This window comes from Sagittula sp. NFXS13, assembly GCF_040148795.1.
Lineage (GTDB): Bacteria > Pseudomonadota > Alphaproteobacteria > Rhodobacterales > Rhodobacteraceae > Sagittula > Sagittula marina.
In genome coordinates this window covers 316,353-342,276 of sequence record NZ_JAGEMH010000003.1, presented here as the reverse complement: position 1 = coordinate 342,276, position 25,924 = coordinate 316,353, and the positions used below count along the sequence as shown (strand labels likewise).

Sequence of the window (25,924 nt, the reverse complement as noted above, 5' to 3'; positions counted from 1 at the left end):
CTGCGCCCCGTATGCCTGATGTTCTACACTTGGACTGCTAAGAACAAGTTACCGAAAATACGATTTTCAATTAAAGCGACCTCGATTGTTTCCTCGATCAGCTTCTGTTGATCTGCGGTTGACCAAGTTCGGCGCGCAGCCCATCCAACAGTTCCAGCCGCGTCTTTCCACTGTCTTCTGCAAGCCGCAGCAGACCGAAATGCACATGCGCCATTTCCTGATAATAGGACGTATAGGCGTAGTTCACGGCCGCTCCGGCTGCGGCGCCCAAGACCGGCACCGTCTGCGCGGCCAGCTTCTGACCAAGAACAGTTGCAACCTTCGGCGCGACTTTGGCAATCAGCGCATTCACGCTCGCGCCGCTGATGGACACCCGCGCCGCAAGAAAGCCGATGTCGGCCCCGTCTTCCTCTGACAAAGGCCCTGCCGCAGCGAAGACCGCAAGGCATTCCTTCATCACGTCCGGGCTATCCGGATCGAACCCGTGCTCGGCCGCGATGGCCAGCATCGCACGCATCAACACTGTCACCGTGACGGGCATCTCTGCCATGGCCGAGGGCAGGCCACCGATGCCCCCCGCCGCGCCCATGGCCGTCGCCATTGCCGTGCTGAGCCACCCCTTTTGATCCGGCACGATGGTACGCGACCGATTGGCCGTCGTCAGTGCCGAGGCCAGCGCACGCTCAGCCACGACCTCCAGCCGGTCCTTTACGCTGTCTGGCAGCTTTTCCAGCAGGTTCTCTGCCTGGCCACCGACAATATTGAGCAGCTGCATCCCTACGGAATTTGCGGACTTATAACGTTTCGCCAGAGTACGAATCTCGGTTTCGACGGGAACAACTTGCACGATTTCGGTCATCAGAGATCCTCCTGCGGTTAAAGATGGCCTTGATCTCGGACGGTTCAAGCCGCGCGCGTTACCTCGCCTGCGACGTTGTCCCATGCGCCCGGCACCAGCGCCAGACCCAGAACCCGTTCAGGGTTTGTCGGCGGCGGCATTTCGACGGCCTCCAGTCGCGTAAAACCGAAGCGCTGGTAGTAGGGAGGGTCGCCAACCAGCAACACCCGCTCGAACCCCATCTCTGCCGCGGCGTGCAACGTTTCCCGCATCAGCAGCCCGCCAAGTCCCGCACCTTGGGTCACAGGGTGCACCGCGATCGGCCCCAGCAGCAGAACGCGCTGGCCATTCACGCGCACCGGCCAATACCGGATCGCCGCCACCACCGCGCCAGAGCTGTCCCGTGCGACCCTACATAGCGGCGCAACCGGATCTACATCCTCGCGCAGTCGGTACGACGACAACGCCGACCGTCCTGGCGCAAAGGCGCTGTCATAGAGCGCCTCGACCTCCCACCAATCCTCGGGTCGTTCCACCGCAGTTGTGTACAAGGTCCCTGCCCCTCGTGCTGTCCCAGTGCTGTGCAGGTTCGGCGCATGTCTTTGCGTCCTTGCAAAGACAGGACGCGTGCACTTGCCCTGCAAACCGCCTATCACTCGGGAAAATCACCTGCAAACAGGAGGCTTCCTTGTTTTACCGCCCCGAAGACGGCCATGATCTGCCCCACAACCCGTTCAACGCCATTGTTTCGCCCCGACCGATCGGTTGGATTTCCACGCGAGGCAGCGACGGGGCGGACAACCTCGCCCCCTATTCCTTCTTCAACGCCGTGGCCTATGTCCCGCCGCAGGTTATGTTTTCCTCCACATCGGCCAAGCCCGACCGTGGCGACACCAAGGACAGCCTCGCCCAGATTCGCGACACCGGCGTATTCTGCGTCAACATCGTCGAATACGCCGCCCGCGATGCCATGAATGCCACCTCCGCCCCTTTCCCCGCCGGCACCGATGAATTCATCGAAGCGGGCATCGAAAAGATGCAATGCGAGACAATCGACTGCGCCCGCGTCGCGTCCGCTCCCGCAAACCTGGAATGCAAGCTGACGAAAATCGTTGAACTGCCCGGCGCCGCGAACTTTGCGGTTTTTGGCGAAGTCACCGGCGTGCACATTCGCGACAATTGTCTTGTGGACGGGATCTTTGACGTGCTGACGTTCAATCCGCTCTCACGCATGGGCTACCGCGACTACACTGTGGTGCGCGAGAAATTCGCTTTGAACCGCCCCGGCGAGTGATCCGCATGGGCGCCATGCAGCACTATATGGAAGATTGCATGGCGCCTCCTTTGACGATTTGCTAGGCTGTCCAGGCATAATGGAGGCACCAATGGACCAGCACCTTTGACACCCTGACCAAACATCAGAACGCAAAGGAGGTCCTATGCCGGCCCAAATCCCCCCTGCGCATGTGGCGCATCCCATCACCTTGCCTGACGGCACGCCCCACGCGGGCACCGTCTATCTGAAGACTGTCATCGATCATCCTCGAATGGACATCGGCGATTTCACCTATGCCTCGGACTTTGATCCGCCTGAGGACTGGGCCGCACGTCTCGCACCCTATCTCTTCCCCTTCAGCCAGGAACAACTGACCATCGGGAAGTTCTGCCAAATCGCACATGGTGTGCGCTTCATCGGCTCATCGGCCAATCACGCCACAGATGCGCTGACCACGTTTCCGTTTACCGTGTTTGATCCCGAAACAATGATCGGTTATCAGCCCGACACCCGGGACACGGTCATCGGCAACGACGTCTGGCTGGGATATGGTGCCACCGTCCTGCCCGGGGCGCGCATCGGCAATGGCGTCATTGTAGGCGCCGGTGCCGTGGTGCGCGGCACAGTGCCCGACTACGCCATCGTGACAGGCAACCCCGCGCAGGTGCACCGCATGCGCTTTTCGGACGAGGATATCGCAAGCCTCAACGCGCTTGCATGGTGGGATTGGCCGCCGCAGGTCATCGCCGCGGCCCGCCCCCTGCTAGAGGCCGGGGATGTGTCAGCCCTCAGCCGTCATGCACAGAAACACTCCGCGACTGTGTCGAGCTCCCCGAGCTGACGCCCGTCGAAGCGGAGATATGAGAAGGGCGGCCCATTGGACCGCCCTTTTTGAATACAAGACCAACGCGCCTCAATGATCGCCAAGGATCCCTGTGCGCACATTGTAATCCACCGCCAATGCATAGTTCGGGTCATCCTCTGAATCCACCATCAGGTGGCCCGCCTTGGACAGCAACTTATGGCAATCACGCGACAGGTGGCGCAGCTGGATTTGCTTGCCGACGGCCTCATACTTGGCTGCGACCGCCTCGATTGCCTGCAGAGCGGACTGGTCCACCACGCGGCTGTCAGCGAAGTCCACGACCACCAGCGACGGATCACCGGGCACGTCAAACATTTCCGCAAACCCTTCGGAGGAGCCAAAGAACAGCGGCCCCTGCACCTGATACACCTTGGCACCTTCGGGCGTGATATAGGTCTTGGAGTGAATGCGCCGGGCGTTGTTCCACGCATAGGCCAGTGCGGACACGATCACACCGACCACAACCGCCACCGCGAGGTCTTCGTAGACTGTCACCACGGTCACGAGGATGATGACAAACGCGTCCGTCAACGGCACCTTGAACAGGATCCGCAAGGAGTTCCACGCGAATGTCCCGATCACCACCATGAACATGACACCGACCAGCGCGGCCAGCGGGATCAGCTCAATCAAGGGCGATGCGATCAGGATGAAGCTCAGCAAAAACAGCGCCGCGGCAATGCCTGCGATCCGCGTACGGCCGCCGGATTTCACGTTGATCATCGACTGACCGATCATGGCGCAGCCGCCCATGCCGCCAAAGAACCCGGTAAGAACGTTCGCCGCGCCCTGCGCCATGCACTCCTGCGAGGCACCTCCACGCTGGCCGGTCATCTCGCCCACAAGGTTCAGCGTCAGCAACGATTCAATCAGGCCAATCGCCGCCAGGATGACCGCATATGGCAGGATGATCTGCAACGTCTCCAGGGTGAGCGGCACCGAAGGAATGTGGAACGGCGGAAACCCGCCCTCGATGGACGACAGATCACCCACGCGCGGCGTATCAAGGCCAAAGAGGATCACCACACCGGCCGTGATCGCGATACCGGCCAACGGCGCAGGCACGATTTTCGTCAGGCGCGGCAGCAGCCAGACGACGGCCATCGTCAAGGCAACAAGCCCCAGCATGACCGCCATCGGCAGCCCGGACAGCCATTCGCCCCCGGCCGCGCCGTGGCCAGAAACCTCCGCCGTGCCGGGCACCTTGAACTGCGACATTTGCGCAAGAAAGATCACGATGGCCAGGCCGTTGACAAAGCCCAGCATGACCGGATGCGGCACCAGTCGGATGAATTTCCCCCAGTGCAACGCGCCGGCGATCAATTGCAAAACGCCCATCAGCACAACAGTGGCAAACAGATACTCGACCCCATGTTCCGCCACCAGCGCCACCATGACCACCGCCAACGCGCCCGTTGCGCCAGAAATCATGCCCGGGCGCCCGCCAAAGATCGCTGTCACGAGCCCGACCATAAACGCGGCGTAGAGCCCGACCAGAGGGTGCACACCCGCCACAAAGGCAAAAGCGACCGCTTCGGGGACAAGCGCCAACGCAACGGTCAGTCCGGAGAGCACGTCAGTTTTGACTTGCCCCGGTGTCAGCGCAGCGGTGGGAGAGACCCTCAGATCGGGCATCGTAATGCTGTCGGCGTATCGCGCCAATAGGGCCTTGGCCATGTGGTATCCTGTTCATCATATCGCGGAAGTTTGGCCTGCCCTTACTGCACTGCAGCGCAAAATGCCACCCGTTAGCGCGAAACCGCCCGTTCCAAGACCTTTTGAGGCCCATGGATGTGACAGCGCCCGCCTTGCACCCCTGAAAGGCCCATGGCTTAGTGGTCTCAACACTCTGCGAGGGAAACAGGTATGACCGACACCATGATCGCCGTCATTGGCGGCTCCGGCATTTATGACATCGACGGGCTGGAGGGCGCGACCTGGCAAGCGGTTGAAACCCCTTGGGGAACCCCCTCGGACGAGGTCCTGACCGGCCGCCTCGACGGGGTCAAGATGGCCTTCCTCCCGCGTCATGGGCGCGGTCATTACCATTCACCGACGACCGTCCCCTACCGTGCCAACATCGACGCCCTGAAACGGCTGGGCGTGACCGATGTGATTTCGGTTTCCGCCTGCGGGTCGTTCCGCGAAGAAATGGCTCCCGGTCACTTCGTGGTGGTGGATGACTTCATCGACCGCACCTTTGCCCGCGAAAAGTCGTTCTTCGGCGAGGGGTTGGTGGCGCATGTCTCCGTTGCGCACCCGACCTGCCCGCGTTTGGGCGACGCCTGTTTCACAGCCGCCAAAGACGCCGGAATCACGGTCCACACAGGCGGCACCTACCTCGCGATGGAGGGGCCGCAGTTCTCCTCCACTGCGGAATCCAGGATGTACCGCAGCTGGGGCTGTGATGTGATCGGCATGACCAACATGCCGGAGGCCAAGCTCGCCCGCGAGGCGGAGCTCTGTTATGCGTCCATTGCTATGGTCACGGACTATGACAGCTGGCATCCGGATCACGGCGCAGTCGACATCAACGACATCATCAAGGTGCTCACCGGCAATGCCGACAAGGGCCGCGAGATGGTCCGCCGCCTGCCGGCGCTGCTCGGGTCTGACCGCGCGCCCTGCCCGCATCACTGCGACCGGGCGCTGGAATACGCGCTGATGACCGCGCCCGACAAACGCGACCCCGCCCTGCTGGCCAAGCTCGATGCCGTGGCCGGTCGCGTCCTCTGACGGAGACACCATGCCAAACCGCAGCGCAGCGTTTCTGGTTGCCACACTTGCCAGCCTTCCGCTGAGCACGGCGAGCGGCGCGCAGGACTTTGTAGAAAGCAGCGGCGTACTGTCTGATGATGACTTTTATCGGCTGGTTGCCTGCGCTGCCCCGCCCGGTGCGCCTTGCGCTCGCCCTTTGCTGCATTGGCCAACCGTACAGCCCGTGACGGTGCGCATCCTCTCCATGGACCGCGCCTTCCTGGGCGGAAAACGCAAACGTGCGCAGGCTGCCCTCGTGAGGGCCATTCAGTATATCAACAACGCCAAAGCTGGGATTCGTGTCGCGCAAACCACCAGTGCGCAAGCGGATGTAAACATCCATTTCATCGACACTGATGGCAATTCTCCCCTGAAAAACAGCGGCATAGACGGGGCAGATGGGCTGACCGTCACAGGTGCGCGTGTCATCGTCTGGTCGCGAACAGACACCCACAAGATCCAGCGTGCCACGATCCTTTTCGGCACGCGCCTGCACATCCGCCATTACGAATCCGCCATGCTCGAAGAACTGACACAGGCGCTGGGACTGCTGACCGACATCCGTAATCCGGTGTACGAAGGGGTGTCCATCTTCAGTCAGGACAGCAACGACACAAAACAATTCTCGGATCAGGACCGCATGGCCCTGCGCCGCCATTACCCCTCGGAGTGACCTCATGGACCTGACCACTTGGCTGACCTTCGCCGCCGCCTCTGGCGCGCTGCTGCTGATCCCCGGCCCCACCATTTTGCTGGTGCTGTCCTATGCGTTGTCTCAAGGGCGGTCTGTTGCGTTGGCCTCTGCCCTCGGCGTGGCGACGGGCGATCTGTTGGCCATGAGCCTGTCTCTCGCCGGACTGGGTGCACTGGTGGCAACATCCGCCGCATTGTTCACCCTGCTGAAATGGGTCGGCGCGATCTATCTGATCTGGCTGGGAATAAAGCTCATCCGCACCGCGCCAGCGGCTGGGCTAAACCTCCCGGACAGCGTCCGCGTGTCCGCAAACGGCGTCTATTGGCACAACGCCGCCGTGACCGCGCTCAACCCCAAAAGCATCGCCTTCTTTATCGCCTTCGTGCCTCAGTTTGTTGACCATCAGGCGGCGCTTCTGCCTCAGTTTGCGATCCTCGTGGGCACCTTCGTCAGCCTCGCCGCACTGAACGCCCTCGCCTATGCGCTCGCGGCTGACCGTCTGCGTCGCTGGATCTCCCGTCCTTCGGCGCTGACATGGATCACTCGGGCTGGTGGTGCCACGCTTATAGGCATGGGTGTTTTGACCGCCAGTCTGCGCCGCGCGACATAGGCACCTGGGCTTTATTCTCCTTCAGGAAATGACGGTTGAACCGCCACACCTCCCGCGACGCTGAGGTGTCCATACCCTTATCCGGCGCTTCCGTTGCGTCCATCCGCTATCAAGAATGATATCAAAAGCCAGCGCGAAGGTGGCCAATGGATATGCACCCCCTCATGACCCCGAAAACGCAAACGGCGCGCCCCTACAGAGCACGCCGCCATCGTTTCACGTATCGGACTTATTCTGCGGGGCGATGTGCAGCCTGCGCCAGCATGGCCTCTTCCGCCGGGTCGATATGCAGATCGTCGTTCGCCACCACCCCGGCATTGGGATCATTGAAGACGTTCATATCCACCTGCCCTTCCGACTTCGCCACAATGGTTGAAACAACCGCATCGCCAGTGATGTTCACCACTGTGCGGATCATGTCCATCAGACGATCCACGCCTAGGATCAGCGCGATGCCTTCAATCGGCAGACCAACCTGTCCCAGCACCATGGTCAGCATGACCAGTCCGACGCCCGGCACACCGGCGGTTCCGATGGAGGCCAGGACCGCCATCGCGATAACCGTCAGGTATCCGGTTATGCCCAGATCAATGCCATACACGTTCGCCAGAAAAACAGTCGCCACGCCTTGCATGATCGCCGTGCCATCCATGTTGATCGTCGCACCAAACGGCACGGTGAAGGACGCCACCGAGTTCTTTACCCCGATCCGTTCTGTCACGCAGCGCAATGTAACCGGGATCGTTGCGTTCGACGATGCGGTGGAGAAGGCGAAGATCTGTGCCGGGCGAAGTTTTTTCATGAAAGTGAAGGGGTTGAGACCCGACAACACTTTCAGGAAAAGCATAAGCGTCCCGAACATGTGCAGCAGCAACGCCCCCACCAGCACAAGAACATAGGTCAGAACCGGCAGGAACAGCCCAAGCCCCTGCTCGGTAAAGGTCTTTGCGATCAAGCAGAAGACGCCATAGGGCGCGAACGCCATCACGATCTGCACGATCTTCATCATGACTTCGTTCATGTATTCGCAGGCTTCGACAAACGGGGTGGATCGCGCCCCCAGCATCAACACCGCGACGCCCAGAATAATGGTGTAAAATATGATCTGAAGCATCTCGCCGGAGGCGTATGCCGCGACAGGGTTGCGTGGGACAATGCTTGCGAAGGTGTCCCAGACGGAGGGCGCCTCCTTTGCCGCGACGCCCGCCAGATCCGCGCCTTCGATCTGAAAGCCTTCTCCCGGCCCGACCACCAGCGCGATCAGGATCGCGACAGCGATGGCCGTCGCCGTGGTAGCGAGGTACAACGCAAAGCTTTTGCCCCCGACGCGCCCGAGAATACGAATATCGCCGATGCCTGCGACCCCACAAATCAGCGAGAAAAACACCAGCGGCACCACCAGCATCTGCAATGCGTTCACGAACATGCGCCCGATCATGTAGAACAGACCGCCGACGATGTGCGTGTTGATGAACTCATTTCCGATGGTGTTGAACAAAACACCCACCACGAGGCCCGCGCCCATGGCGATCATGATTTTTGTCGTTAACGACATCTTGCCGTCGCTCTGTGTCTGAGTGGCGCCCATGACGGTGTCTCCTTCTGTCAGACCCCTATGTTGCGTTGCACCGGTAATGTACCGCCATTGGCAACATCAGCAGGGCCGCCCGAAAAACGCGAATACAACGAAGTCTGCACAATCAAGAGGCGGAAACCAAAGCTTTTCGTAAACCTCTGCAGAGCTGCTCACGAAAAAAGCGCCGAGGTTTCCCTCGACGCCTGTCTCAATCGATGCGGCGGGACAGCGCCCGCCGTGTGTTCATGCGTTCATCGGAACCACGTTGCCGTCATCCGTCTGTGCGTCGCTCGCGTTGGCGTCAATGAACTCCAGAACCAATGGACGGATGTTGTTCCGCCAGCTTTTGCCCGCGAAGATCCCGTAGTGACCCGCGCCGGGTTCGACGTGGCTGGCCTTCTTCGACGCCGGCAGGCCGGTGCACAGGTCCAGAGCCGCGATACACTGGCCTGGGGCCGTGATGTCGTCTTTTGCGCCTTCGACTGTCTTGACCGCGACCTTGGTGATGGCGCCCATATCGACTTTGTGGCCCTTCACGACGAATTCGTTCTTGGCGATTTCGCAGTTTTTGAAGATCCGCTCAACGGTCGACAGGTAGAACTCGGCCGGCATGTCCATGACGGCGAGATACTCGTCGTAAAAGCGGTTATGCGCGTCATGGTCCGATGCTTCGCCCCGCGACACGCGCAGAATCTGATCCTGGAACGCTTTGCCGTGACGCTCCGCGTTCATCGACATGAACGACGCAAGCTGCAGCAGGCCCGGATAGACCATGCGGCCGACGCCTTTGCAGCTAAAGCCCACGCGTTGGATCATCGTCTCTTCGAGCTGGCCCATCGTGACGCGTGCGCCAAAGTCTGTGACGTCCGTCGGCACGGCATCGGGATTGATCGGGCCACCGATCAAGGTCAACGTGCGCGGCTGCGCGTCCGGCTCCAGCTCGGCCAGATAGGCCGTTGCCGCCAGCGTCAGCGGCGCGGGCTGACAGACTGCGATGACGTGGCTGTCCGGGCCGAGATGTTTCATGAAGTCCATCAGGTAGAGGGTATAATCCTCGACGTCGAACGACCCGGCGGAGACGGGAATGTCCCGCGCGTTGTGCCAATCGGTGATGTAGACCTCTGCGTCGGGGATCAGCGACAGAACCGTGGACCGCAACAGCGTCGCGTAGTGCCCGGACATCGGCGCGACCAGCAGGATCTTGCGCGGCATTTCCTCACGGCCCGTTACGTCGAAGTGGATCAGGTTGCCGAAATCCTTTTCGACAACTGTATTTATGTCGATGAGATGATCCTGGCCGTCGGCGCAGGTGAACGTGCGGATGCCCCAATCAGGCTTGACCACCATGCGTTCGAACGTGCGCTCCGTGACTGTACCCCATGCCGCAGCCCACTGCAGCGCCGGGTTCGGCACCAGCGCCAGGGCCGGGTAGGATGCCATGGTGCGTGCGGTCGCCCCGAGCCATTGGTTGGTATTCCGCATCGTTTCCATAAGATCGTACGTCGCCATGTAGCGCATAACAGCCACTCCTATTATCATGGGGTCGTTGCACCGTGATCGGCACCTCGGACCAAAGCCAATTCGTCGCTTTGCCTCCCGAACCCGGCGACGGTAATTCTGCAACTGCAAAGCATAAGGGGGGAATAGTTAAATGACAACAAATACGGTTGTCGCAGGTGAAAACCGCGAAAAGCTCGAAGCAAACCTGAAGAAGGTCGAGGAACTGTCCCAACGGCTTATCGGCGCACTGACAAAGCGTCATTCGACGCCAACGGCCCTAAATGGCCCTGATACCTCGCTTTATGCCAAGGCGGCCCACGCCTACATGCAGGAATGGGTGACCAATCCCGCAAAGCTCATTGAACAGCAGGTTGGCTTTTGGGGCAAAACCGTCACGCATTTCGTTGAGGCACAGCAAGCGCTCGCCTCCGGAAAACTGGCTGCGCCAGAGCAGGAAAATGCTGCGCCGCGGCAGGACAAGCGGTTCAAGAATCCCCTTTGGGACACCCATCCATATTTCAACTACGTTAAGGAACAGTATCTCATCAATGCGGATGCCATGCGCGCCGCAGTTGAGGCGATCGACGAGCTGGACCCGATTGAAAAGCGGCGGCTGAGGTATTTCAGCCAGCAGATCATCGACATGTTCGCCCCCACCAACTTCCTTGCCACAAACCCCGACGCACTGATGCGCGCGGTGGAAACCGAAGGCGAAAGCCTCGTGCGGGGCCTTGAAAACCTCGTCGCCGATCTGGAGGCCAACAATGGCGAGATGATCGTGCGTCTGGTGGACGAAGGCGCCTTCGAAGTCGGGGGCAACATCGCCACCGCCGAGGGCGAGGTCATTTTTCGCAACCGCATGATGGAGATCATCCAGTACAGCCCCACCACGGAAAAGGTGCATGAGACCCCCATCGTGCTGTTCCCGCCGTGGATCAACAAATTCTACATTCTGGATCTGAAGCCGCAGAACTCGCTGATCCGCTGGATTGTCGAGCAGGGCTATACGCTGTTCGTCGTCAGTTGGGTGAACCCGGATCACGGCTACGCCGACACCGGGATGGAAGACTATATCGAAGACGGTTTCCTGAAGGCCATCGACGTGGTCAAGGATGTCTGCGATGTCCCAAAGGTCAACGCCGTGGGCTACTGCATCGCGGGCACCACGCTCGCCATCACCCAGGCCCTGATGAAGAAGCGCGGCGACAAGTCTATCAAATCCGCCACTTTCTTTACCGCCCTCACCGATTTCAGCGATCAGGGCGAATTCACACCCTTCCTGCAAGAGGACTTCGCCGCCGGCATCGAACAGGAGATCGACCAGGAAGGCATCCTGCCTCACTTTATAATGGCGCGGACGTTTTCCTTCCTTCGCTCGAACGACCTGATCTACGGGCCGGCGATCAAATCCTACATGATGGGGGAAACTCCGCCGGCCTTCGATCTGCTTTATTGGAACGGCGATGGCGCGAACCTGCCGGGCAAGATGTTCCGCGAATACCTGCGCGGTCTCTGCCAGCGCAACGAATTCGCCGAGGGCCGTTACCAGATACTGGGGGAAACCTTGTCGGTGAAGGACGTCGATGTCCCGCTCATGTCCATCGCGACGGAAACCGATCACATCGCCGCCGCCCGTGACGTCTATCGGGGTGTGCAGCTGATGGGCTCCCGGTCCAAGACGTTCGTTCTGGGCCAGTCCGGTCACATCGCGGGCATCGTGAACCCTCCGGGCAAGGACAAGTACGGGCACTACCTGAATGACAACCTTGGGGAAGCGTTCGACGACTGGAAAGCCCATGCCGAGCATCACAAGGGGTCATGGTGGCCGGAATGGGAAGCCTGGCTGAAAAAGCGCTCGGGGAAGATGATCCCGGCTCGCGCTCCGGGCGATTCGGGGATCAAACCGCTTGCCCCTGCCCCAGGGTCTTACGTTAAGCTGAAGGCCGCCAAACAATTCCAATGACTTATGAGCCTCTCGCTGCGATGCAGAAATTTCCCTTGAAATGCTGCATCGCAGCATGCATATTGTTTGCAGCTGCAGTGAAACGGGGTGGGCCCGCTTAGCAGCGGAAAAATAGATTAAGAGGAATTTGGAAATGGCACAGACTCAAGACTTCACCGCGATGATGAAAGACATGATGGGTTCCTTCCCGGTCGACAACAAAGCGATGGAAGATGCTTTCAAAACCACCGCAAGCATGAACGAGAAGCTCTCGTCCGTCGCTCTGGAAGCAGCCGAGAAGTCGACCGAACTGTCCGCAGCCTGGACCAAGGACACACTGAGCAAGCTCTCAGCGATGACCTCCATGAAGTCCGAGCCCGCTGACTACGCCAAAGCGATGACCGATTTCGCATCTTCGCAAGCTGAAACAGCGGCCGAAAACATGGCTGCCTTCGCCGAAATCGCGAAAAAGGTTCAGATGGACACCGTCGAGCTGATGATGTCCGCAGGCAAGGACATCTCCGAGGACATGACCGCCGCCGCCAAGAAAGCGTCGGAAGAAATGACATCTTCGGTCAAAAAAGCGTCCGACGCCGCGAAGTAAGTCACTTTGACAGGTTTCCCGACGCCCACGTGGCGTCTGGGTAAGGGTTTGCGCCCTCTCCTCCCATTTGGCGCAAAATCCTGGGGCGGGTACTTCGGTACTCGCCCCTTCCTTTTTGGGGGGATGCGTTTTGCAGCCGTGCGACGAACAACAGTTGCGTCAACTCCCGACATAACGGGCCTGCTCGCAGCCAAAGGCATACGCGACAGGCTGCCGTCTCGCTCCACGATATATCGAAATGAGAAACCTGCGTGGTGGCCTGTTAAGCGGTCAGCAAAATCCACGCGTTCTCTCACTTCGAGGGCAAGAACCTGCCACGCAATCCATGCCACCGCACCCGAGGCGCGGTGGCTTGTTTCGTGTCAGCGGCCAGTATCGCCCGGAGGTTCGTCATCAGGCGAGGCGTCGACGCTGAGCTGATCGTCCGCCTGCTCCGCGGGTTTGGCTGTGGCTTCGACCATGTTCTGCGGAGCCTTCTCGATCCTGATCGGCGCGGCGGGCGCATTGCCCTCCTTGTCCTCACCAAAATAGATCGTCTGGTGCGGGAACGGGATTTCGATGCCGCGCTCGTCAAAGATCCGCTTGAGGATCTCGTTGTACGCACGCCCTACGCCCCATTGCTGTCCCGGCACGGTCTTGATCCGCGCCCTCACAACCACATCGCTGGAGCCAAAGCTGTTCAGACCAAACCATTGCAGATCGTCGAGGATCAGCTTGCCGTAGTCTTCATTGGCCCGCAGTTCGTCGAAGCCGTCCATCATGGCCTGTTTCGCATCCTGTACATTCTCGCGGTAGGCAATGCCCATATCCGCGACAAAGAAAGCGAATTCGCGCATGTAGTTGGACACCATGTCCACCGACGAGAACGGAATGATGTGGAAAGCCCCGTGCAAGTCGCGCAGCGACACGGACCGAATGGTCAGACGCTCCACCGTGCCCGTCGTCCCGCCAACCGTTACCACATCCCCAACGTTCATTGCGTTCTCAAGCTGGATGAAGACACCCGTGATGATGTCCTGAACCATTTTCTGCGCACCGAAACCGATGGCCAGACCCAGAACCCCGGCAGATGCAATCAGCGGCGCAATGTCGATGCCCACTTCGGACAGCACGAACATCAGCGTGATCACCACCAGAACGATGGTCACCGCATTCCGCAGCAGCGACAGCAGAGTGCTTTCCCGCGATGTCGGGGCGGACCCAAAGTCCGGGTTCAGACGGAAATCGACCCACGAGTTCACCGCCAGCCAGACAAGGAACGCGCCAACCAGAATGAAGAAGATCGCAATGATCGTCCCTGTCATCGCCATGCCGACCTGGCTTTCAAGCCACCCCTGCACGTCCAAAAGGCCAATCACGCTCAGGGTAAAGAAAATCACGGCGGCAAGGATCGCGAGCCGCAGGAACTTCAGCACCTTGGGGATAAAGGCGTTCAGGCGACGCTCCAGCAGCGGCAACCGCTGGGAAATCGTGGCGGGCACCTTGATGCCCTTTTTGACGACGCTCCCCACTAGGTTCGACAGGATGAAGGCCACGATGATAGCCGCCAGCACCTTGGCCGAGGCGCCCAACAGCGGGAACAGCACGCCACCGGGACGCGCCAGAACCACTGCCAGCAGCGCCACCAGGTAGACCAGCGCCACAACGTACCAGTTGCGCGCGAGAAAGCGCAGCGCGTTGCCCGCATCCGCCAGACGCGCGCCCAGCAGCCAATCGGACACAGCCCGACGAAAGCGCACCACCTGCACCATGACAATGACGATCGCAATGAAGGAGATTAGCGTCGACACGCCACGACCGGTCAGGAAGTTCACGTTCTGATTGATGATAGGCACCACCAGAAGCTGACCATAGCCTAGGATACTGACGATGATCGCGGTCCACCTGTTGACGTATTTCGCGCCACGATCCGGGATCGGCATCAGTCGCAGATCCGGCGTCGTCGGCGACAGCAACGCCCGCACGACCATCTTTGCCATCTCGATCATCAGGAATGCGTTCAGATACAGCGTCTGCTGGATCCCCATTTGCCCGACCGACCCAAAGGCCATCAAAGCCAGCAAATAGCCAGCCCCCCACGCCAGAACGACGACCACAGCGTCGATCAACACGGACGCAAGGATGATGAACCCACTTTGCACCGGACCGCGCACATGCGCCGCAGACCCAAGCTTTCGGAACAGCCGTTTCGCGACCAGCCGAAGCACATTGTAAATCAGGACCGTCGCAACGATCACCAGCGCCAGTTCGCGCAACGTATCCCAGATCACCGCCGGATCGATGGCCACGGCACTGCTCAGCACCTCGGGCGCGTTTGACAAATGGCCCCAGAACACTCTGGCCGTCGTGCCCACACGCTCTGCGGTGTCCTGCGTCGTCCGTGCAACGCGCCGACTGAGAGAGACCTCCTCCGTTGCGGCCACTTCTGCCGCTTCCTCGGGGAGGTCCTTGGCCGTGCCTTCACTGACGCGGTTCAGCGCTTCCAAAAGCGCCTCTCGCGTGGCGTCGTCGCTCAGCAGATCTGCCAGGGCGCCCGCCTGAGCCGCACTGAGATTGGCCGCGCCGCTGGTGTCGGAGGCAGTCGCGTCCGCCGAGCTTTGCGCCATTGCACCGGTCAATCCGGTCAAAAACAGCGTCAGTGCGAAAAAACAGGCCGTTGCGGCCTGTCGAAAAGAAAGGGTCATGAGAATGCCAGTCCGTGGTCTGTAACTTCAAATGCAGCAGCTAGCGCATCTGACGCAAGTTCAAGCATCCGGATGTATAGCCGCATATGACAAACGGCGACCCACGGAAGGGCCGCCGTTCAAATACTTCAGATCTGTCCAGCCTCAGACGATCGTCGCCTCGGTCGCCGCCCGCAGCTCTTCCTCGGTCACGCCTTCGGCGCATTCGACGATTTTCAGCCCACCTTCGACCACGTCCAGAACGCCGAGGTTCGTGATGATGCGATCCACCACACCCGTGCCGGTCAGCGGCAGCGTGCAGCTTTTCAACAGCTTCGATTCACCGGCCTTGTTCTGGTGATCCATGACCACCACGACCTTTTCAACACCGGCAACGAGGTCCATCGCGCCGCCCATGCCCTTGACCAGCTTGCCCGGAATCATCCAGTTCGCCAGGTCGCCGTTTTCGGCCACTTCCATCGCGCCAAGGATCGCCGCCGCAATCTTGCCGCCGCGGATCATGCCAAAGGACATGGCGCTGTCGAAATACGCGGTCTTGGGCAGCTCGGTGATGGTCTGCTTGCCCGCGTTGATCAGGTCCGGGTCCTCTTCACCCTCGTAGGGGAACGGGCCCATGCCCAGCATGCCGTTCTCGGACTGCAGGGTAATGTCCTTGTCGCCGACATAGTTGGCCACCAGCGTCGGGATGCCGATGCCGAGGTTGACGTACATGCCGTCTTCGAGTTCCTGCGCGGCCCGCGCCGCCATCTGATTGCGATCCCAAGGCATTATGCGTTCTCCCGGCTGCGCGTGGTGACTTTCTCGATGCGCTTCTCGTGCTCGCCCTTGATGATGCGATGCACGTAGATGCCCGGCAGGTGGATGTTGTCCGGGTCAAGCTCGCCGGGTTCGACGATCTCCTCGACCTCCATCACGCAGATCTTGCCGCACATAGCGGCCGGCGGATTGAAGTTGCGCGCGGTCTTGCGGAAAATGCAGTTGCCGGACGTGTCGGCCTTCCAGGCTTTGACGATGGCCAGATCGGCAAAGATACCCTCTTCGAGGATGTAATCCTGACCGCCGAACTGCTTCACTTCCTTGCCTTCGGCAATGACAGTGCCGACGCCGGTCTTGGTGTAAAAGCCCGGAATACCGGCCCCGGCGGCGCGCATACGCTCTGCCAGAGTGCCCTGAGGATTGAATTCCAGCTCAAGCTCACCGGACAGGTACTGGCGCATGAATTCCGCGTTTTCACCGACATAGGACGACATCATCTTTTTCACCTGACGCGTCGCCAACAGCTTGCCGAGGCCGAAATCATCGACGCCTGCATTGTTGGATGCAACGGTGAGATCCTTCACACCGCTTTCGACAATCGCGTCAATCAGCAGTTCCGGAATACCGCAGAGGCCGAAGCCACCCGCCGCGATCAGCATGCCGTCGTTCAGCAGGCCGTCGAGCGCCTCCTGCGCGGAGCCGTAGACTTTCTTCATGGGACACTCCCTTGGACTTTGGTCCCGAGAGTTCTCGCCCCTTCGCCGGACGAAGTCAACGCGACGCCAGCAGAAGCGACCGGTAACAGACCATACCCGTCATGGACCAAGTAAAAAGGGCCACCCTGAAACAGGGTGGCCCGGTTCATCAGCCGCCAATCATGCCACAGGCGACGCGACCGCCTGCGCCACCGATGGGCTGGCTCACATGATCGTCGCCAGCCTCGTGGATGATAAAGGCGGAGCCGTCTTCATCCATCAGCCCCTCCACCGTGACCATGGTGGTATAGGCCTCCATCTCGCCCACGCCATCGGAAGCCACGAACAAGTTAGGCAAGTCGCCGTCTTCCGGGCCGTCCATGTTCAGCAAACCGTGGCCGCCTTCGACCTTGCCCACGTGGCCACCGGAGGTGGTGAAACCTTCGCCCGGCTCGCAGGTCGCCATCTGGTGCAGGTGCAACCCGTGCTTGCCCGGCTCCAGCCCCTCGACGCGGACGTGGATCAGAACGCCATCCGGCCCTTGGGTCAGTGTCGCCTCCCCGATGGCCTCGCCTTCGAGACCGATGATTTCTGACGTGGCAGTCGGTTCAGGCGGCTCCATCGAATGGCTTTCCGCCAAGGCTGATGTTGCGCAAAGCGCCGCTGCGGCGGACAAAATGAAACGGTTCATGAAAATCTCCCTGATATGTCTTGAGGACGCCTGCACTCGGGCGCGCCTCGCATATCAGGTTAACGCAGCCAACCCGCACACGTTGCAGGGCTGACCTCACGATCCCGTCAGATCAGACGAACCTGCGTGCCGATCGGCGTGATTTCGAACAACTCGGCAATCTTTTCGTTGTAGGTGCCGATGCAGCCGTCCGACGACCGCCGCCCGATCTTGCGCGTGTCATGGGTGCCGTGGATCAGGTAGGCGGGCCAATCGAGGTACATGGCATGGCTGCCCAGCGGATTGTCCGGCGCACCGCCCTTGACCGGTTTCCAGTCGGGGAACCGCTCCATCTGGCTGGAGGTCGGCGTCCAGGACGGCCCAACCTTCTTGCGCACGATCTCGGAATAGCCACGCCGCGTCAGCTCATCGGTCTTCGGCACGGATGTCGGATAAATCCGGTAGTCAGAACCGTCACCCGACCAGAAGTGCATTGCGCGGCTTTCGGTGTCACACACGATGCAACCTTTGCCCAACTGGCTGAAATGGTCGCGCCAATCCTGCGCCAGGAAGCTCGATGTATTGCGCCGCGGGTCTGCTGCACGCGCCATTGCGGGCATGATCAACGACGCTGCGCCAGCGGCCATAAGAGCGCGACGGGACATGTGGTGCGATGCCATGTGGGGTCCTTCCCTTGATGTGTCTTGCGCCTTAAAATGCGGTCGACATGCCTCAAAGGAAAATCACACATTCTTGAGCGTGCATATGATGGTATATACGCAACACGAAAAACGCGTGAAAAGGGCACCGGGATGATCTCCCGATGCCCCGATCCTGTCAGTCTTCAGACCCTTCTGCCTTCTTGGCCGGGGCCTTTTTCTTCGCGGGCGCTTTTTTGGCCGTCGTCTTCTTGGCAGCTGTCTTTTTCGCGGCGGGCTTCTTGGCAGCGGCTTTCTTGCCGCCCTTCTGACCCGTCTTTTCCTCGATCAGCTTCAGCGCCTGTTCCATGGTCAACGCGTCGGCCTCCACATCCTTGGGCAGGGTCGCGTTGACCTTCTCCCATTTCACGTACGGGCCGTATTTGCCGTCATAGACCGCGATCTTGCCACCATCGGGGTGGTCGCCCACTTCCTTGAGAACCTTGGCCGCACCACGTCGGCCCCGTCCGGGATTGGCGCGTTTCTCGGCCAGCATTTCCACCGACAAGTTCATGCCGGTTTCGAAAACCTCCTGCAATTCCTTGAGGTTGACGTAGACCGGCTTCTCCTCGTCAGGCAGCTGGTGCATGATGTATGGCCCCCATGGGCCAAGCGCCGCCTTGATGACCCCGCCCTCCGGGTGCATCCCGATCTCGCGCGGCAACGTCAGCAGCGTCACCGCCTTCTCCAGCGTCATCTCATCGGGCGACCAACCGGGAAGCGGCTTTTTCGACCGATCCATCGGCAGGTTTGAACGCCGCGGCTTTTCTTTCGATCCGGGAACCTGCTCCCCACGCTGAAGATAAGGACCATACTGGCCAAATTTCAGCCAGATCTGATCGCCATCGTCCTCGCCCAGCAGCAGGTCATCGGCACCATCGCCGGTGATGGGACGTGTGTACGTACATTCAGGGTAATTGCCGCAGCCCACGAAACCGCCGCTGCGCGAGGTCTTCAGGTGCAACTGCCCTGCCCCGCAGCGCGGACAGACCCGAGGGTCCGTGCCGTCATCACGCGCCGGATACAGCTGTGGGGCCAGCGCCTCGTCCAGCACATCCAGCACCTCGGTGATCCGCAAATCCGACGTCTCGCTGATCGCCGCCGAGAAATCCCGCCAGAACTGGTTCAGGACTTCCTTGTAGTCCATATCGCCCGCGCTCACATCGTCGAGCTGGTTCTCCAACGCCGCGGTGAAATCGTATTCCACATAACGCTTGAAAAAATTCTGCAGGAAGATCGTGACGATCCGGCCCTTGTCCTCAGGGATCAGACGGTTCTGGTCCTTGCGGACATAGTCGCGGTCCTGAATCGTGCTGATGACGCTGGCGTAAGTCGACGGGCGACCGATGCCCAATTCTTCCATGCGCTTGACCAGCGTCGCTTCGGTGTAGCGCGGCGGCGGCTGGGTAAAGCTCTGCTGCCCCACAACCGAACCGTCGGCGCCCTTGACCACCTTGGCATCGCCCTTGGGCAGGCTTGCGGCCCCGCTCAGCTTGGCCGGTTCGCCCTGCATGACCTGCGGCAGGCGGCGATCATCTTCCGACCCCGCCTCGACGTCGTCCCGGCCTTCTTCGTAGACTTTCAGGAACCCGTCAAAGGTGATGACCTGCCCTGTGGCGCGCAGACCAACCTGCGCATCCTCAGATCCGATCTCCACCGTGGTGCGCTCCATCCGCGCGGATTCCATCTGGCAGGCCAAAGTCCGCTTCCAGATCAGATCATACAGCTTGCGCTGATCCGCATCGCGCAGTTGCAGCTTCTCCACGTCCGCCGTCATTTCGGTCGGGCGGATGCACTCGTGCGCTTCCTGGGCGTTCTTCGCCTTGTTCTTGTAAATGCGCGCCTTTTCAGGGACGTAGGCCTTGCCATACCGCGCCTCGATGGCGGCACGGGCGGCGGTCACCGCCTCTGGCGCCATGTCGATGCCGTCGGTCCGCATGTAGGTGATGTGCCCGGCCTCATAAAGCCGCTGCGCCGTGCTCATGCATTGCTTGGCGCCCATCCCGAACTTGCGGCTGGCTTCCTGCTGCATGGTCGACGTCATGAACGGCGCGGATGGATTGCGGGTGGCGGGCTTTGCCTCGACACTGGTCACCGTCAGCGGGCGCGACGTCACGGCCTGCACCGCAAGCTCTGCAGCTTCCTGCGTCGGGATGTCGTAGCGATCCAGCTTCTTGCCGCCCAGAACCGTCAGCCGGGCCTCGTATTCCTGGCCGCGCGGCGTCACCAGCTGCGCCCGCACCTGCCAGTACTCACGGGCATCGAACGCCTCGATCTCCATCTCACGTTCGACCACCAGACGCAGGCACACCGATTGCACCCGCCCCGCCGACCGCGCGCCGGGCAACTTGCGCCACAGCACCGGCGACAGGTTGAACCCGACGAGGTAATCCAGCGCGCGGCGGGCCAGATAAGCCTCCACCAGCGGCGCGTCGATTTCGCGCGGGTTCTTCATCGCCTCGGTCACGGCGGCCTTGGTGATCGCGTTGAAGGTCACACGGCTGACGTGGGTGGTCTTCTTGATCGACCGGCGTTTGGTCAGCGCCTCCTTGAGGTGCCACGAAATCGCCTCCCCTTCGCGATCGGGGTCAGTCGCGAGGATCAGTTCGTCGTCACTTTTCAGCGCCTCGGCGATGGCCGCAACGTGTTTCCGCGAATCGTTGGGAACCTCCCACAGCATCTCAAAGTCATGTTCTGGGTCGACGGAACCATCCTTGCGCGGCAGATCGCGAACATGCCCGTATGAGGCGAGAACGGTGTAGTCGGACCCCAGATACTTGTTGATTGTCTTGGCCTTGGCCGGAGATTCGACGACAACGACTGGCATCTGGTTATGCTACCTCTCTTGTACCTCTTGGCGGTTCGACTTGCGAAACCACCGCGGCGCTTGATGTGGGCTATTGGGGGTGTTTGTCAATGTTGAGCCTTTTTTACGGTTGACCCAGACACCCGGCCTGCACAAGGTTGACCCGACACACCACAGGACGTTTCATGCGCCGCATCACCAGCCTGGCCTTCGTTTTGACCTGTTTCGCTGCACCTCTGGCCGCATGGGAGACACCCGCACGCGGCACCGAGACGCGCAGCGCCCTGATGGACGCCATGCGACCGCACGCGGAATGGCTGTTCAACGCGCCGTTGGTATTTCGCGTCAACGACCTGCGCCAACAAGGCGACGTGGCATTCGCCATGCTGGAGCCGATCCGCCCGGACGGTCGGCCCATGGCCCCCTCCGATCTGGTGATCCGTGGCACCGACGCCGACGATATTTTCGATTACGACGGTGCGGCGATGCAGGCGCTCTACCAGCGGTCCGGTGACACATGGGTCGCGGTCCACTGGACCGTCGGAGCCACAGACGCGTGGTGGTACTGGACGGAATACTGCGCGACGTGGTCGAGTGTCCTTCCGGAGGTCTGCGACTAGGATCAGGATCGCGGCACCAGTGACAAAAATCCACCCGGCTGCCGTCGGATATGACCTTCCAGTTCCAATTCCGTCAGCGCAGGAGACAACTGATCCGCCCCGGCGCCGATATCGCGCACAAGCTGATCCTCGGCCGTGGGCGACGGCCCAAGCCGGTCAAGGATCTGACGGTGCAGCGTAGCAACCTGTTGCAAGCTGACGCTCGGTGCAGCTGCGCTCGCTTCCCGCATGCCACGCGGCTCCGGCGCGGGCGCGGGCAAATCCATTTCCTGCTGCGCAGACGCCTCCAAGGGCGGCAACACCTCAAGGACATCCTCCGTACTGCGCACCAGACGCGCGCCGTCGCGGATCAAGATATTGCAACCGGACGCCCGCGCGTCCAGCGGGTGGCCCGGTACGGCCAGCACGTCGCGCCCCTGGTCCAAAGCGCCCCGTGCGGTGATCAAAGAGCCTGACTTGGTCGCCGCCTCGACCACCACCACGGCCAGCGCCAGGCCAGAAATGATGCGGTTGCGTGTGGGAAAATGTCGCGCCATGGGCTGCATTCCCATCGGCTGTTCGCTGAGGCGCGCCCCGCCCTTTTCCGCGATCTGCATGGCCAGCTCTGCATTCTCCGCAGGATACAGCACATCGACACCGCCCGCCAAAACAGCAACGGTGCCCCTATCCAGCGTCGCCTCATGCGCCGCAGCGTCGATCCCGCGCGCTAGGCCAGACACCACGCAATAGCCCGCGTCTGACAGCCCCCCCGCCAGATGTCGCGCCATCCGCAGCCCCAAGGAGGACGCATTGCGCGCGCCCACCAGCGCCACCATCGGACGGCGCAGGACATTGCTGTCGCCCACCAGCCACAAGACCGGCGGCGCATCTGCAATCTGCGCCAGAGCGCCGGGATATTCAGGCGCACCGCGACAAATCAGGCGAGCGCCACAGGTGCGCGCTGCTTTCATCTCCTTGAGCACCAAATGTTCAGGACAGACCTCGTACCGCGCTACACCGGCAGCTCGGGCAACCTCTGGCAAAGCCTCCAGCGCGTTGCGCGCCGTGCCGTGTTCCGCCATCAATTTCCAGAAGGTCGTCGGCCCCACCCGACGAGAGCGCAAGAGACGGAGCCAGTCCACACGAGAATCTTCCGTGGTGGGTGGGAGTGGGGGGTGAGTGGAAGAGTAACTGTCGTTGCGCATCCTGGCCCCGCCGTCTTGCAAGAACATCTATAGCGAGTGGCCGGTTAATCAGAAGTAAACCCGAAAGCGAAAAGCTGCGCCTATCTCTTTAACCTTCTGAATTCGTGGAAAATTTGGTTCAAGAATGCCGCTCATCTTGTCAATGCGCTTCCGCAACGCGCCAGATTTTCCGACCTGGACACAAGCCCGCGCAGAATAGCGCATTGAAAAAACACCATAAGCGGCCCGACGCGCTCTACCGCCCCGAGGTTTGGCCCCCTTGTGATCATCAACCCCATGTGTGGCCATCGCCCCAAAGCACCGCCCACCTGAACCTCGTCACGGCCGCAGCGCCGCTCCCAACCTCGCAGCAGCATCAAGCCATGGTAAAAGCAGGCACCGCCGACCAAGCTATTGTCACTGCCATCCTTCACCTGCGGGCCAGACCCTGTTGTAAAACCGCTGGCGACGGTCTGCACCCAAAGCGCAGGATGCCAAACATCCATCATCAAGATACACCAAGGGCCGCGCGACGGATCACGCAGCCCTCATTCACGCGCTCTTTGACATCAGTTGCCAGCGCCACCCACGGTCAGGCCGCCGATCATCACCGTCGGCTGGCCCACCCCCACGGGCACCCACTGCCCCTGCTTGCCGCAGTTGCCCATGCCCGGATCAAGCGCCATATCGTTGCCGATGGCACGGATGCCATTCAACGCGGTCGCCCCGTCGCCGATCAGCGTCGCGCCCTTGACCGGCGCGCCGACCTTGCCATCCTTGACGCGATAGGCCTCGGTGCAGGAGAACACGAACTTGCCATTCGTTGTGTCCACCTGCCCGCCGCCAAAGCCCACGGCCCAGATGCCATCCTTCAGATCCGCAACGATATCGCCCGGATCGGTCTCTCCGCCCAGCATGTAGGTGTTGGTCATGCGCGGCATCGGAATATGCGCATAGCTCTCACGCCGCCCGTTGCCGGTGGGATTGACCCCCATCAATCGCGCGTTCTGGCGGTCCTGCATGAAGCCCACCAGCTTGCCGTCGTCGATCAGAACGTTCTTGCCCGAGGGCGTGCCTTCGTCGTCGATGGTGATTGACCCACGCCGGTCGGGGATCGTGCCGTCGTCCAACACGGTGACACCTTTCGCTGCGATCTGCTGCCCCATGAGACCCGCAAACACCGACGACCCCTTGCGGTTCGCATCGCCCTCCAGCCCGTGACCGATGGCTTCGTGCAACAGGATACCGGGCCAGCCGGGGCCAAGCACGATGTCCATCACACCCGCCGGGGCTGGCTCCGCCTCCAGGTTCACCAGCGCAATCCGAAGCGCCTCGCGCGCCTTGGACTGCCAGTCGACGGGATCGAGCAGACCGTCCAGCGACACACGCCCACCGCCGCCGGCGGTGCCCGCCTCGCGCCGTCCCTGGTCCTCGACGATCACGGACACGTTCACACGGGTCATTGGGCGCACATCCGTCACCAGGCCACCTTCGGGCCGCAGGATCGCCACTTCCTGCAAGGATGCGGCGATGGTCGCCGTGACCTGAACCACCCTTGGATCCAGCGCCCGTGCAAAGGCGTCGATCTCCTTGAGCGTGTCGACCTTCACCGGAAAGCTCGCGCCAGCGATGGGATCGGCGTCGGTATACAGGTGCCGATTCGTGCCCAAAGGGGGAGGCGCCATGACGCCACCGCCCTCTCCAATCGCCAAACGGGCCGTTTCCGACATTCTTTTCAAAGATTGTTCGGAAATTTCCGTGGCGTGGGCGTAGCCTGCCACCTCGCCCCGAACGGCGCGCAAACCGAATCCCTCGGAGGCGTCGTAACTGGCCGTCTTGACCCTCCCATCGTCGAGAACCAGTGATTCAGAGCGTCGTCGCTCCAGGAAAAGCTCCCCGTCCTCCGCGCCGGCAAGGGTATCACGGACCTGCGCAAGTGTGCGGTCAAGGTCCAAATGTGTTTCAAAAGGGCGAAATTCTGCGTCTGACATCTGGACCTCGGAGTTGATCTGGATCAAAAAAGCGGCGCTTTGCCGCGGACACCATGCTTCCACGGGTGGACAGAATATGGTTTCTAGTCCGGCAGAACGCAACGGTATGCCGTAGGGAGGGAGCAGGACCAGAAGACCATGCTCCATCTTCGCGTTACCACTCAGAATTTTCGGGTCGGCGGGCCCGCGTGCAACTAGAATCGATCAGGGTAGATACATGACCTTCAAGACGATGATGACGGGCCTGATGGGTGCCCTTGTCGCCGCGCCGGCTTTGGCGCAGGACCTGCCAATCATTGGCAAGCCACATCAAGGCGGGATTGGCTTTCAGCCCGCGGCCACCGAACTGGCGACAGATCTGCATTGGCTTGATGGCATGATCCTGATCATCATCACCGCGATCTGTCTGCTTGTGACCGCGCTGCTGGCCTTCGTCGCGATCCGTTTCAATCGGCGGGCGAACAAGACACCGGCGGGCTTCACCCACAACTCGCCGCTGGAAATCGCATGGACCCTCGGCCCCATCGTGATCCTGATTTTCATCGGTGCCTTCTCGCTGCCGGTTCTGTTCAAGCAGCAGGAAATCCCCGAGGCGGACCTGACCATCAAGGTCACCGGCTACCAGTGGTACTGGGGCTACGAATATGTCGGCACCGACCTGGCCTACGACAGCTACATGATCGGCTCGCCCGGCGCCGACCTCAGCTACCTCAGCGGCGATGCGCCGGAAGCTGATGCCGAGTACCGCAAGAACGACAGCGTGATCGCGCAGCTCGAAGCCGTCGGCCTGTCCGAAGACGAATTCCTGCTTGCCTCCGACACCGCCGTGGTCGTGCCCGTTGGCAAAACCGTTGTGATGCAGGTGACCGGCGCGGACGTGATCCACTCCTGGACCATCCCTGCCTTCGGCGTAAAACAGGACGCCGTTCCGGGTCGCCTTGCGGAACTGTGGTTCGAGGCTGACCGCGAAGGTGTCTACTTCGGCCAGTGTTCCGAACTCTGCGGCATCTACCACGCCTACATGCCGATCACCGTCAAAGTGGTCAGCCAGGAAGCCTATGACGCATGGCTTGCCGCCTCCACCGAGGCAGGCTGGTACACCGACGTCCGCGAAGTTCTGACCAACTGATCTCGCAAGATCTCGTAGGTCGGGGACACCCCGGCCTACCCGCCTTACCG

22 protein-coding genes are annotated in these 25,924 nt (G+C 60.9%); 9 read left to right on the top strand and 13 right to left on the bottom strand.

Features of this window, described 5'->3' with window-relative positions:
• Positions 1 to 97 precede the first annotated feature (97 nt).
• Both J4E08_RS09455 and J4E08_RS09450 read right to left on the bottom strand, forming a co-directional pair.
• On the bottom strand, positions 98 to 859 hold the full coding sequence (locus tag J4E08_RS09455; protein WP_183963338.1) for an EcsC family protein: 762 nt from the start codon (positions 857 to 859) through the stop codon (positions 98 to 100).
• Positions 860 to 903: 44 nt separating this feature from the next.
• Positions 904 to 1,389 carry a GNAT family N-acetyltransferase gene (locus J4E08_RS09450; protein ID WP_183963340.1) on the bottom strand — a complete coding sequence of 162 codons (486 nt, stop codon included), beginning with the start codon at positions 1,387 to 1,389 and terminating at the stop codon, positions 904 to 906.
• 137 nt (positions 1,390 to 1,526) lie between these two features.
• On the opposite strand from J4E08_RS09450, the gene J4E08_RS09445 reads away from it, so the two are divergent.
• Positions 1,527 to 2,132: a flavin reductase family protein gene (locus J4E08_RS09445; protein WP_183963348.1), complete on the top strand. Its 606-nt coding sequence runs from the start codon at positions 1,527 to 1,529 to the stop codon at positions 2,130 to 2,132.
• Between the two features lie 145 nt (positions 2,133 to 2,277).
• The gene (locus tag J4E08_RS09440; RefSeq protein ID WP_349538254.1) at positions 2,278 to 2,955 is read left to right on the top strand and encodes a CatB-related O-acetyltransferase; all 678 of its coding nucleotides are present in this window, start codon (positions 2,278 to 2,280) and stop codon (positions 2,953 to 2,955) included.
• Between the two features lie 72 nt (positions 2,956 to 3,027).
• Here the strand turns inward: J4E08_RS09440 and J4E08_RS09435 are convergent, their stop codons facing one another.
• Positions 3,028 to 4,656: a SulP family inorganic anion transporter gene (locus tag J4E08_RS09435; RefSeq protein WP_349538253.1), complete on the bottom strand. Its 1,629-nt coding sequence runs from the start codon at positions 4,654 to 4,656 to the stop codon at positions 3,028 to 3,030.
• 189 nt (positions 4,657 to 4,845) lie between these two features.
• Here J4E08_RS09435 and J4E08_RS09430 point away from each other — a divergent pair, with 189 nt between their 5' ends.
• The 3 genes from J4E08_RS09430 to J4E08_RS09420 are packed head-to-tail and all read left to right on the top strand — an operon-like array spanning position 4,846 to position 7,040.
• Complete coding sequence (locus J4E08_RS09430; protein ID WP_349538252.1) at positions 4,846 to 5,715, top strand: S-methyl-5'-thioadenosine phosphorylase; 870 nt, start codon at positions 4,846 to 4,848, stop codon at positions 5,713 to 5,715.
• Positions 5,716 to 5,725: 10 nt separating this feature from the next.
• Positions 5,726 to 6,409, top strand: a complete 684-nt coding sequence (locus J4E08_RS09425) for a DUF2927 domain-containing protein (protein ID WP_349538251.1) — start codon at positions 5,726 to 5,728, stop codon at positions 6,407 to 6,409.
• A 4-nt stretch (positions 6,410 to 6,413) separates the two neighbouring features.
• Positions 6,414 to 7,040, top strand: coding sequence for a LysE family translocator (locus J4E08_RS09420; protein ID WP_349538250.1), 627 nt, complete (start codon positions 6,414 to 6,416; stop codon positions 7,038 to 7,040).
• A 229-nt stretch (positions 7,041 to 7,269) separates the two neighbouring features.
• Here J4E08_RS09420 and J4E08_RS09415 read toward each other — a convergent pair whose 3' ends face one another.
• Together J4E08_RS09415 and phaZ are read right to left on the bottom strand one after the other, a co-directional pair.
• Complete coding sequence (locus J4E08_RS09415; protein ID WP_349538249.1) at positions 7,270 to 8,628, bottom strand: dicarboxylate/amino acid:cation symporter; 1,359 nt, start codon at positions 8,626 to 8,628, stop codon at positions 7,270 to 7,272.
• A 231-nt stretch (positions 8,629 to 8,859) separates the two neighbouring features.
• Complete coding sequence (gene phaZ / locus J4E08_RS09410) at positions 8,860 to 10,134, bottom strand: polyhydroxyalkanoate depolymerase (protein WP_349538248.1); 1,275 nt, start codon at positions 10,132 to 10,134, stop codon at positions 8,860 to 8,862.
• A gap of 133 nt (positions 10,135 to 10,267) precedes the next feature.
• On the opposite strand from phaZ, the gene J4E08_RS09405 reads away from it, so the two are divergent.
• A complete protein-coding gene (locus J4E08_RS09405) occupies positions 10,268 to 12,079 on the top strand; it encodes a PHA/PHB synthase family protein (RefSeq protein ID WP_349538247.1) in 1,812 nt (603 codons plus the stop codon).
• A gap of 133 nt (positions 12,080 to 12,212) precedes the next feature.
• Positions 12,213 to 12,662, top strand: a complete 450-nt coding sequence (locus J4E08_RS09400; RefSeq protein ID WP_349538246.1) for a phasin family protein — start codon at positions 12,213 to 12,215, stop codon at positions 12,660 to 12,662.
• Positions 12,663 to 13,024: 362 nt separating this feature from the next.
• Here J4E08_RS09400 and J4E08_RS09395 read toward each other — a convergent pair whose 3' ends face one another.
• From J4E08_RS09395 to topA, 6 genes are all read right to left on the bottom strand, one after another.
• Positions 13,025 to 15,346, bottom strand: a complete 2,322-nt coding sequence (locus J4E08_RS09395; protein WP_349538245.1) for a mechanosensitive ion channel domain-containing protein — start codon at positions 15,344 to 15,346, stop codon at positions 13,025 to 13,027.
• 144 nt (positions 15,347 to 15,490) lie between these two features.
• Positions 15,491 to 16,114 carry a 3-oxoacid CoA-transferase subunit B gene (locus J4E08_RS09390; RefSeq protein WP_183963369.1) on the bottom strand — a complete coding sequence of 208 codons (624 nt, stop codon included), beginning with the start codon at positions 16,112 to 16,114 and terminating at the stop codon, positions 15,491 to 15,493.
• A complete protein-coding gene (locus J4E08_RS09385; RefSeq protein WP_183963371.1) occupies positions 16,114 to 16,818 on the bottom strand; it encodes a CoA transferase subunit A in 705 nt (234 codons plus the stop codon). Before J4E08_RS09385 ends, J4E08_RS09390 begins: the two co-directional genes overlap by 1 nt.
• 148 nt (positions 16,819 to 16,966) lie before the next feature.
• On the bottom strand, positions 16,967 to 17,488 hold the full coding sequence (locus tag J4E08_RS09380) for a superoxide dismutase family protein (protein ID WP_349538244.1): 522 nt from the start codon (positions 17,486 to 17,488) through the stop codon (positions 16,967 to 16,969).
• Positions 17,489 to 17,595: 107 nt separating this feature from the next.
• Positions 17,596 to 18,147, bottom strand: a complete 552-nt coding sequence (locus tag J4E08_RS09375; protein WP_349538243.1) for a L,D-transpeptidase — start codon at positions 18,145 to 18,147, stop codon at positions 17,596 to 17,598.
• A 157-nt stretch (positions 18,148 to 18,304) separates the two neighbouring features.
• Positions 18,305 to 20,992 carry a type I DNA topoisomerase gene (topA, locus tag J4E08_RS09370; RefSeq protein WP_349538242.1) on the bottom strand — a complete coding sequence of 896 codons (2,688 nt, stop codon included), beginning with the start codon at positions 20,990 to 20,992 and terminating at the stop codon, positions 18,305 to 18,307.
• Positions 20,993 to 21,156: 164 nt separating this feature from the next.
• Here topA and J4E08_RS09365 point away from each other — a divergent pair, with 164 nt between their 5' ends.
• On the top strand, positions 21,157 to 21,591 hold the full coding sequence (locus J4E08_RS09365; RefSeq protein ID WP_349538241.1) for a hypothetical protein: 435 nt from the start codon (positions 21,157 to 21,159) through the stop codon (positions 21,589 to 21,591).
• A gap of 2 nt (positions 21,592 to 21,593) precedes the next feature.
• On the opposite strand, the gene dprA is transcribed toward J4E08_RS09365, so the two are convergent.
• Both dprA and tldD read right to left on the bottom strand, forming a co-directional pair.
• Positions 21,594 to 22,775 carry a DNA-processing protein DprA gene (dprA, locus tag J4E08_RS09360; RefSeq protein ID WP_349538485.1) on the bottom strand — a complete coding sequence of 394 codons (1,182 nt, stop codon included), beginning with the start codon at positions 22,773 to 22,775 and terminating at the stop codon, positions 21,594 to 21,596.
• 548 nt (positions 22,776 to 23,323) lie between these two features.
• A complete protein-coding gene (gene tldD / locus J4E08_RS09355) occupies positions 23,324 to 24,745 on the bottom strand; it encodes a metalloprotease TldD (RefSeq protein ID WP_349538484.1) in 1,422 nt (473 codons plus the stop codon).
• 217 nt (positions 24,746 to 24,962) lie between these two features.
• Between tldD and coxB the strand changes: the two genes are divergently transcribed.
• Positions 24,963 to 25,874: a cytochrome c oxidase subunit II gene (gene coxB, locus J4E08_RS09350; RefSeq protein ID WP_349538240.1), complete on the top strand. Its 912-nt coding sequence runs from the start codon at positions 24,963 to 24,965 to the stop codon at positions 25,872 to 25,874.
• Positions 25,875 to 25,924: the final 50 nt, after the last annotated feature.

What these genes read in the sequence shown, in the direction of transcription:
- J4E08_RS09425 (WP_349538251.1), top strand. Translation starts at nt 5,726, where the DNA reads ATGCCAAACCGCAGCGCAGCGTTTCTGGTTGCCACACTTGCCAGCCTT.
- J4E08_RS09375 (WP_349538243.1), bottom strand. Translation starts at nt 18,147, where the DNA reads ATGGCATCGCACCACATGTCCCGTCGCGCTCTTATGGCCGCTGGCGCA.
- J4E08_RS09420 (WP_349538250.1), top strand. Translation starts at nt 6,414, where the DNA reads ATGGACCTGACCACTTGGCTGACCTTCGCCGCCGCCTCTGGCGCGCTG.
- tldD (WP_349538484.1), bottom strand. Translation starts at nt 24,745, where the DNA reads ATGTCAGACGCAGAATTTCGCCCTTTTGAAACACATTTGGACCTTGAC.
- J4E08_RS09405 (WP_349538247.1), top strand. Translation starts at nt 10,268, where the DNA reads ATGACAACAAATACGGTTGTCGCAGGTGAAAACCGCGAAAAGCTCGAA.
- dprA (WP_349538485.1), bottom strand. Translation starts at nt 22,775, where the DNA reads ATGCGCAACGACAGTTACTCTTCCACTCACCCCCCACTCCCACCCACC.
- J4E08_RS09455 (WP_183963338.1), bottom strand. Translation starts at nt 859, where the DNA reads ATGACCGAAATCGTGCAAGTTGTTCCCGTCGAAACCGAGATTCGTACT.
- J4E08_RS09380 (WP_349538244.1), bottom strand. Translation starts at nt 17,488, where the DNA reads ATGAACCGTTTCATTTTGTCCGCCGCAGCGGCGCTTTGCGCAACATCA.
- J4E08_RS09395 (WP_349538245.1), bottom strand. Translation starts at nt 15,346, where the DNA reads ATGACCCTTTCTTTTCGACAGGCCGCAACGGCCTGTTTTTTCGCACTG.
- J4E08_RS09430 (WP_349538252.1), top strand. Translation starts at nt 4,846, where the DNA reads ATGACCGACACCATGATCGCCGTCATTGGCGGCTCCGGCATTTATGAC.
- J4E08_RS09390 (WP_183963369.1), bottom strand. Translation starts at nt 16,114, where the DNA reads ATGCCTTGGGATCGCAATCAGATGGCGGCGCGGGCCGCGCAGGAACTC.
- phaZ (WP_349538248.1), bottom strand. Translation starts at nt 10,134, where the DNA reads ATGCGCTACATGGCGACGTACGATCTTATGGAAACGATGCGGAATACC.
- J4E08_RS09365 (WP_349538241.1), top strand. Translation starts at nt 21,157, where the DNA reads ATGCGCCGCATCACCAGCCTGGCCTTCGTTTTGACCTGTTTCGCTGCA.
- coxB (WP_349538240.1), top strand. Translation starts at nt 24,963, where the DNA reads ATGACCTTCAAGACGATGATGACGGGCCTGATGGGTGCCCTTGTCGCC.
- J4E08_RS09440 (WP_349538254.1), top strand. Translation starts at nt 2,278, where the DNA reads ATGCCGGCCCAAATCCCCCCTGCGCATGTGGCGCATCCCATCACCTTG.
- topA (WP_349538242.1), bottom strand. Translation starts at nt 20,992, where the DNA reads ATGCCAGTCGTTGTCGTCGAATCTCCGGCCAAGGCCAAGACAATCAAC.
- J4E08_RS09435 (WP_349538253.1), bottom strand. Translation starts at nt 4,656, where the DNA reads ATGGCCAAGGCCCTATTGGCGCGATACGCCGACAGCATTACGATGCCC.
- J4E08_RS09415 (WP_349538249.1), bottom strand. Translation starts at nt 8,628, where the DNA reads ATGGGCGCCACTCAGACACAGAGCGACGGCAAGATGTCGTTAACGACA.
- J4E08_RS09385 (WP_183963371.1), bottom strand. Translation starts at nt 16,818, where the DNA reads ATGAAGAAAGTCTACGGCTCCGCGCAGGAGGCGCTCGACGGCCTGCTG.
- J4E08_RS09400 (WP_349538246.1), top strand. Translation starts at nt 12,213, where the DNA reads ATGGCACAGACTCAAGACTTCACCGCGATGATGAAAGACATGATGGGT.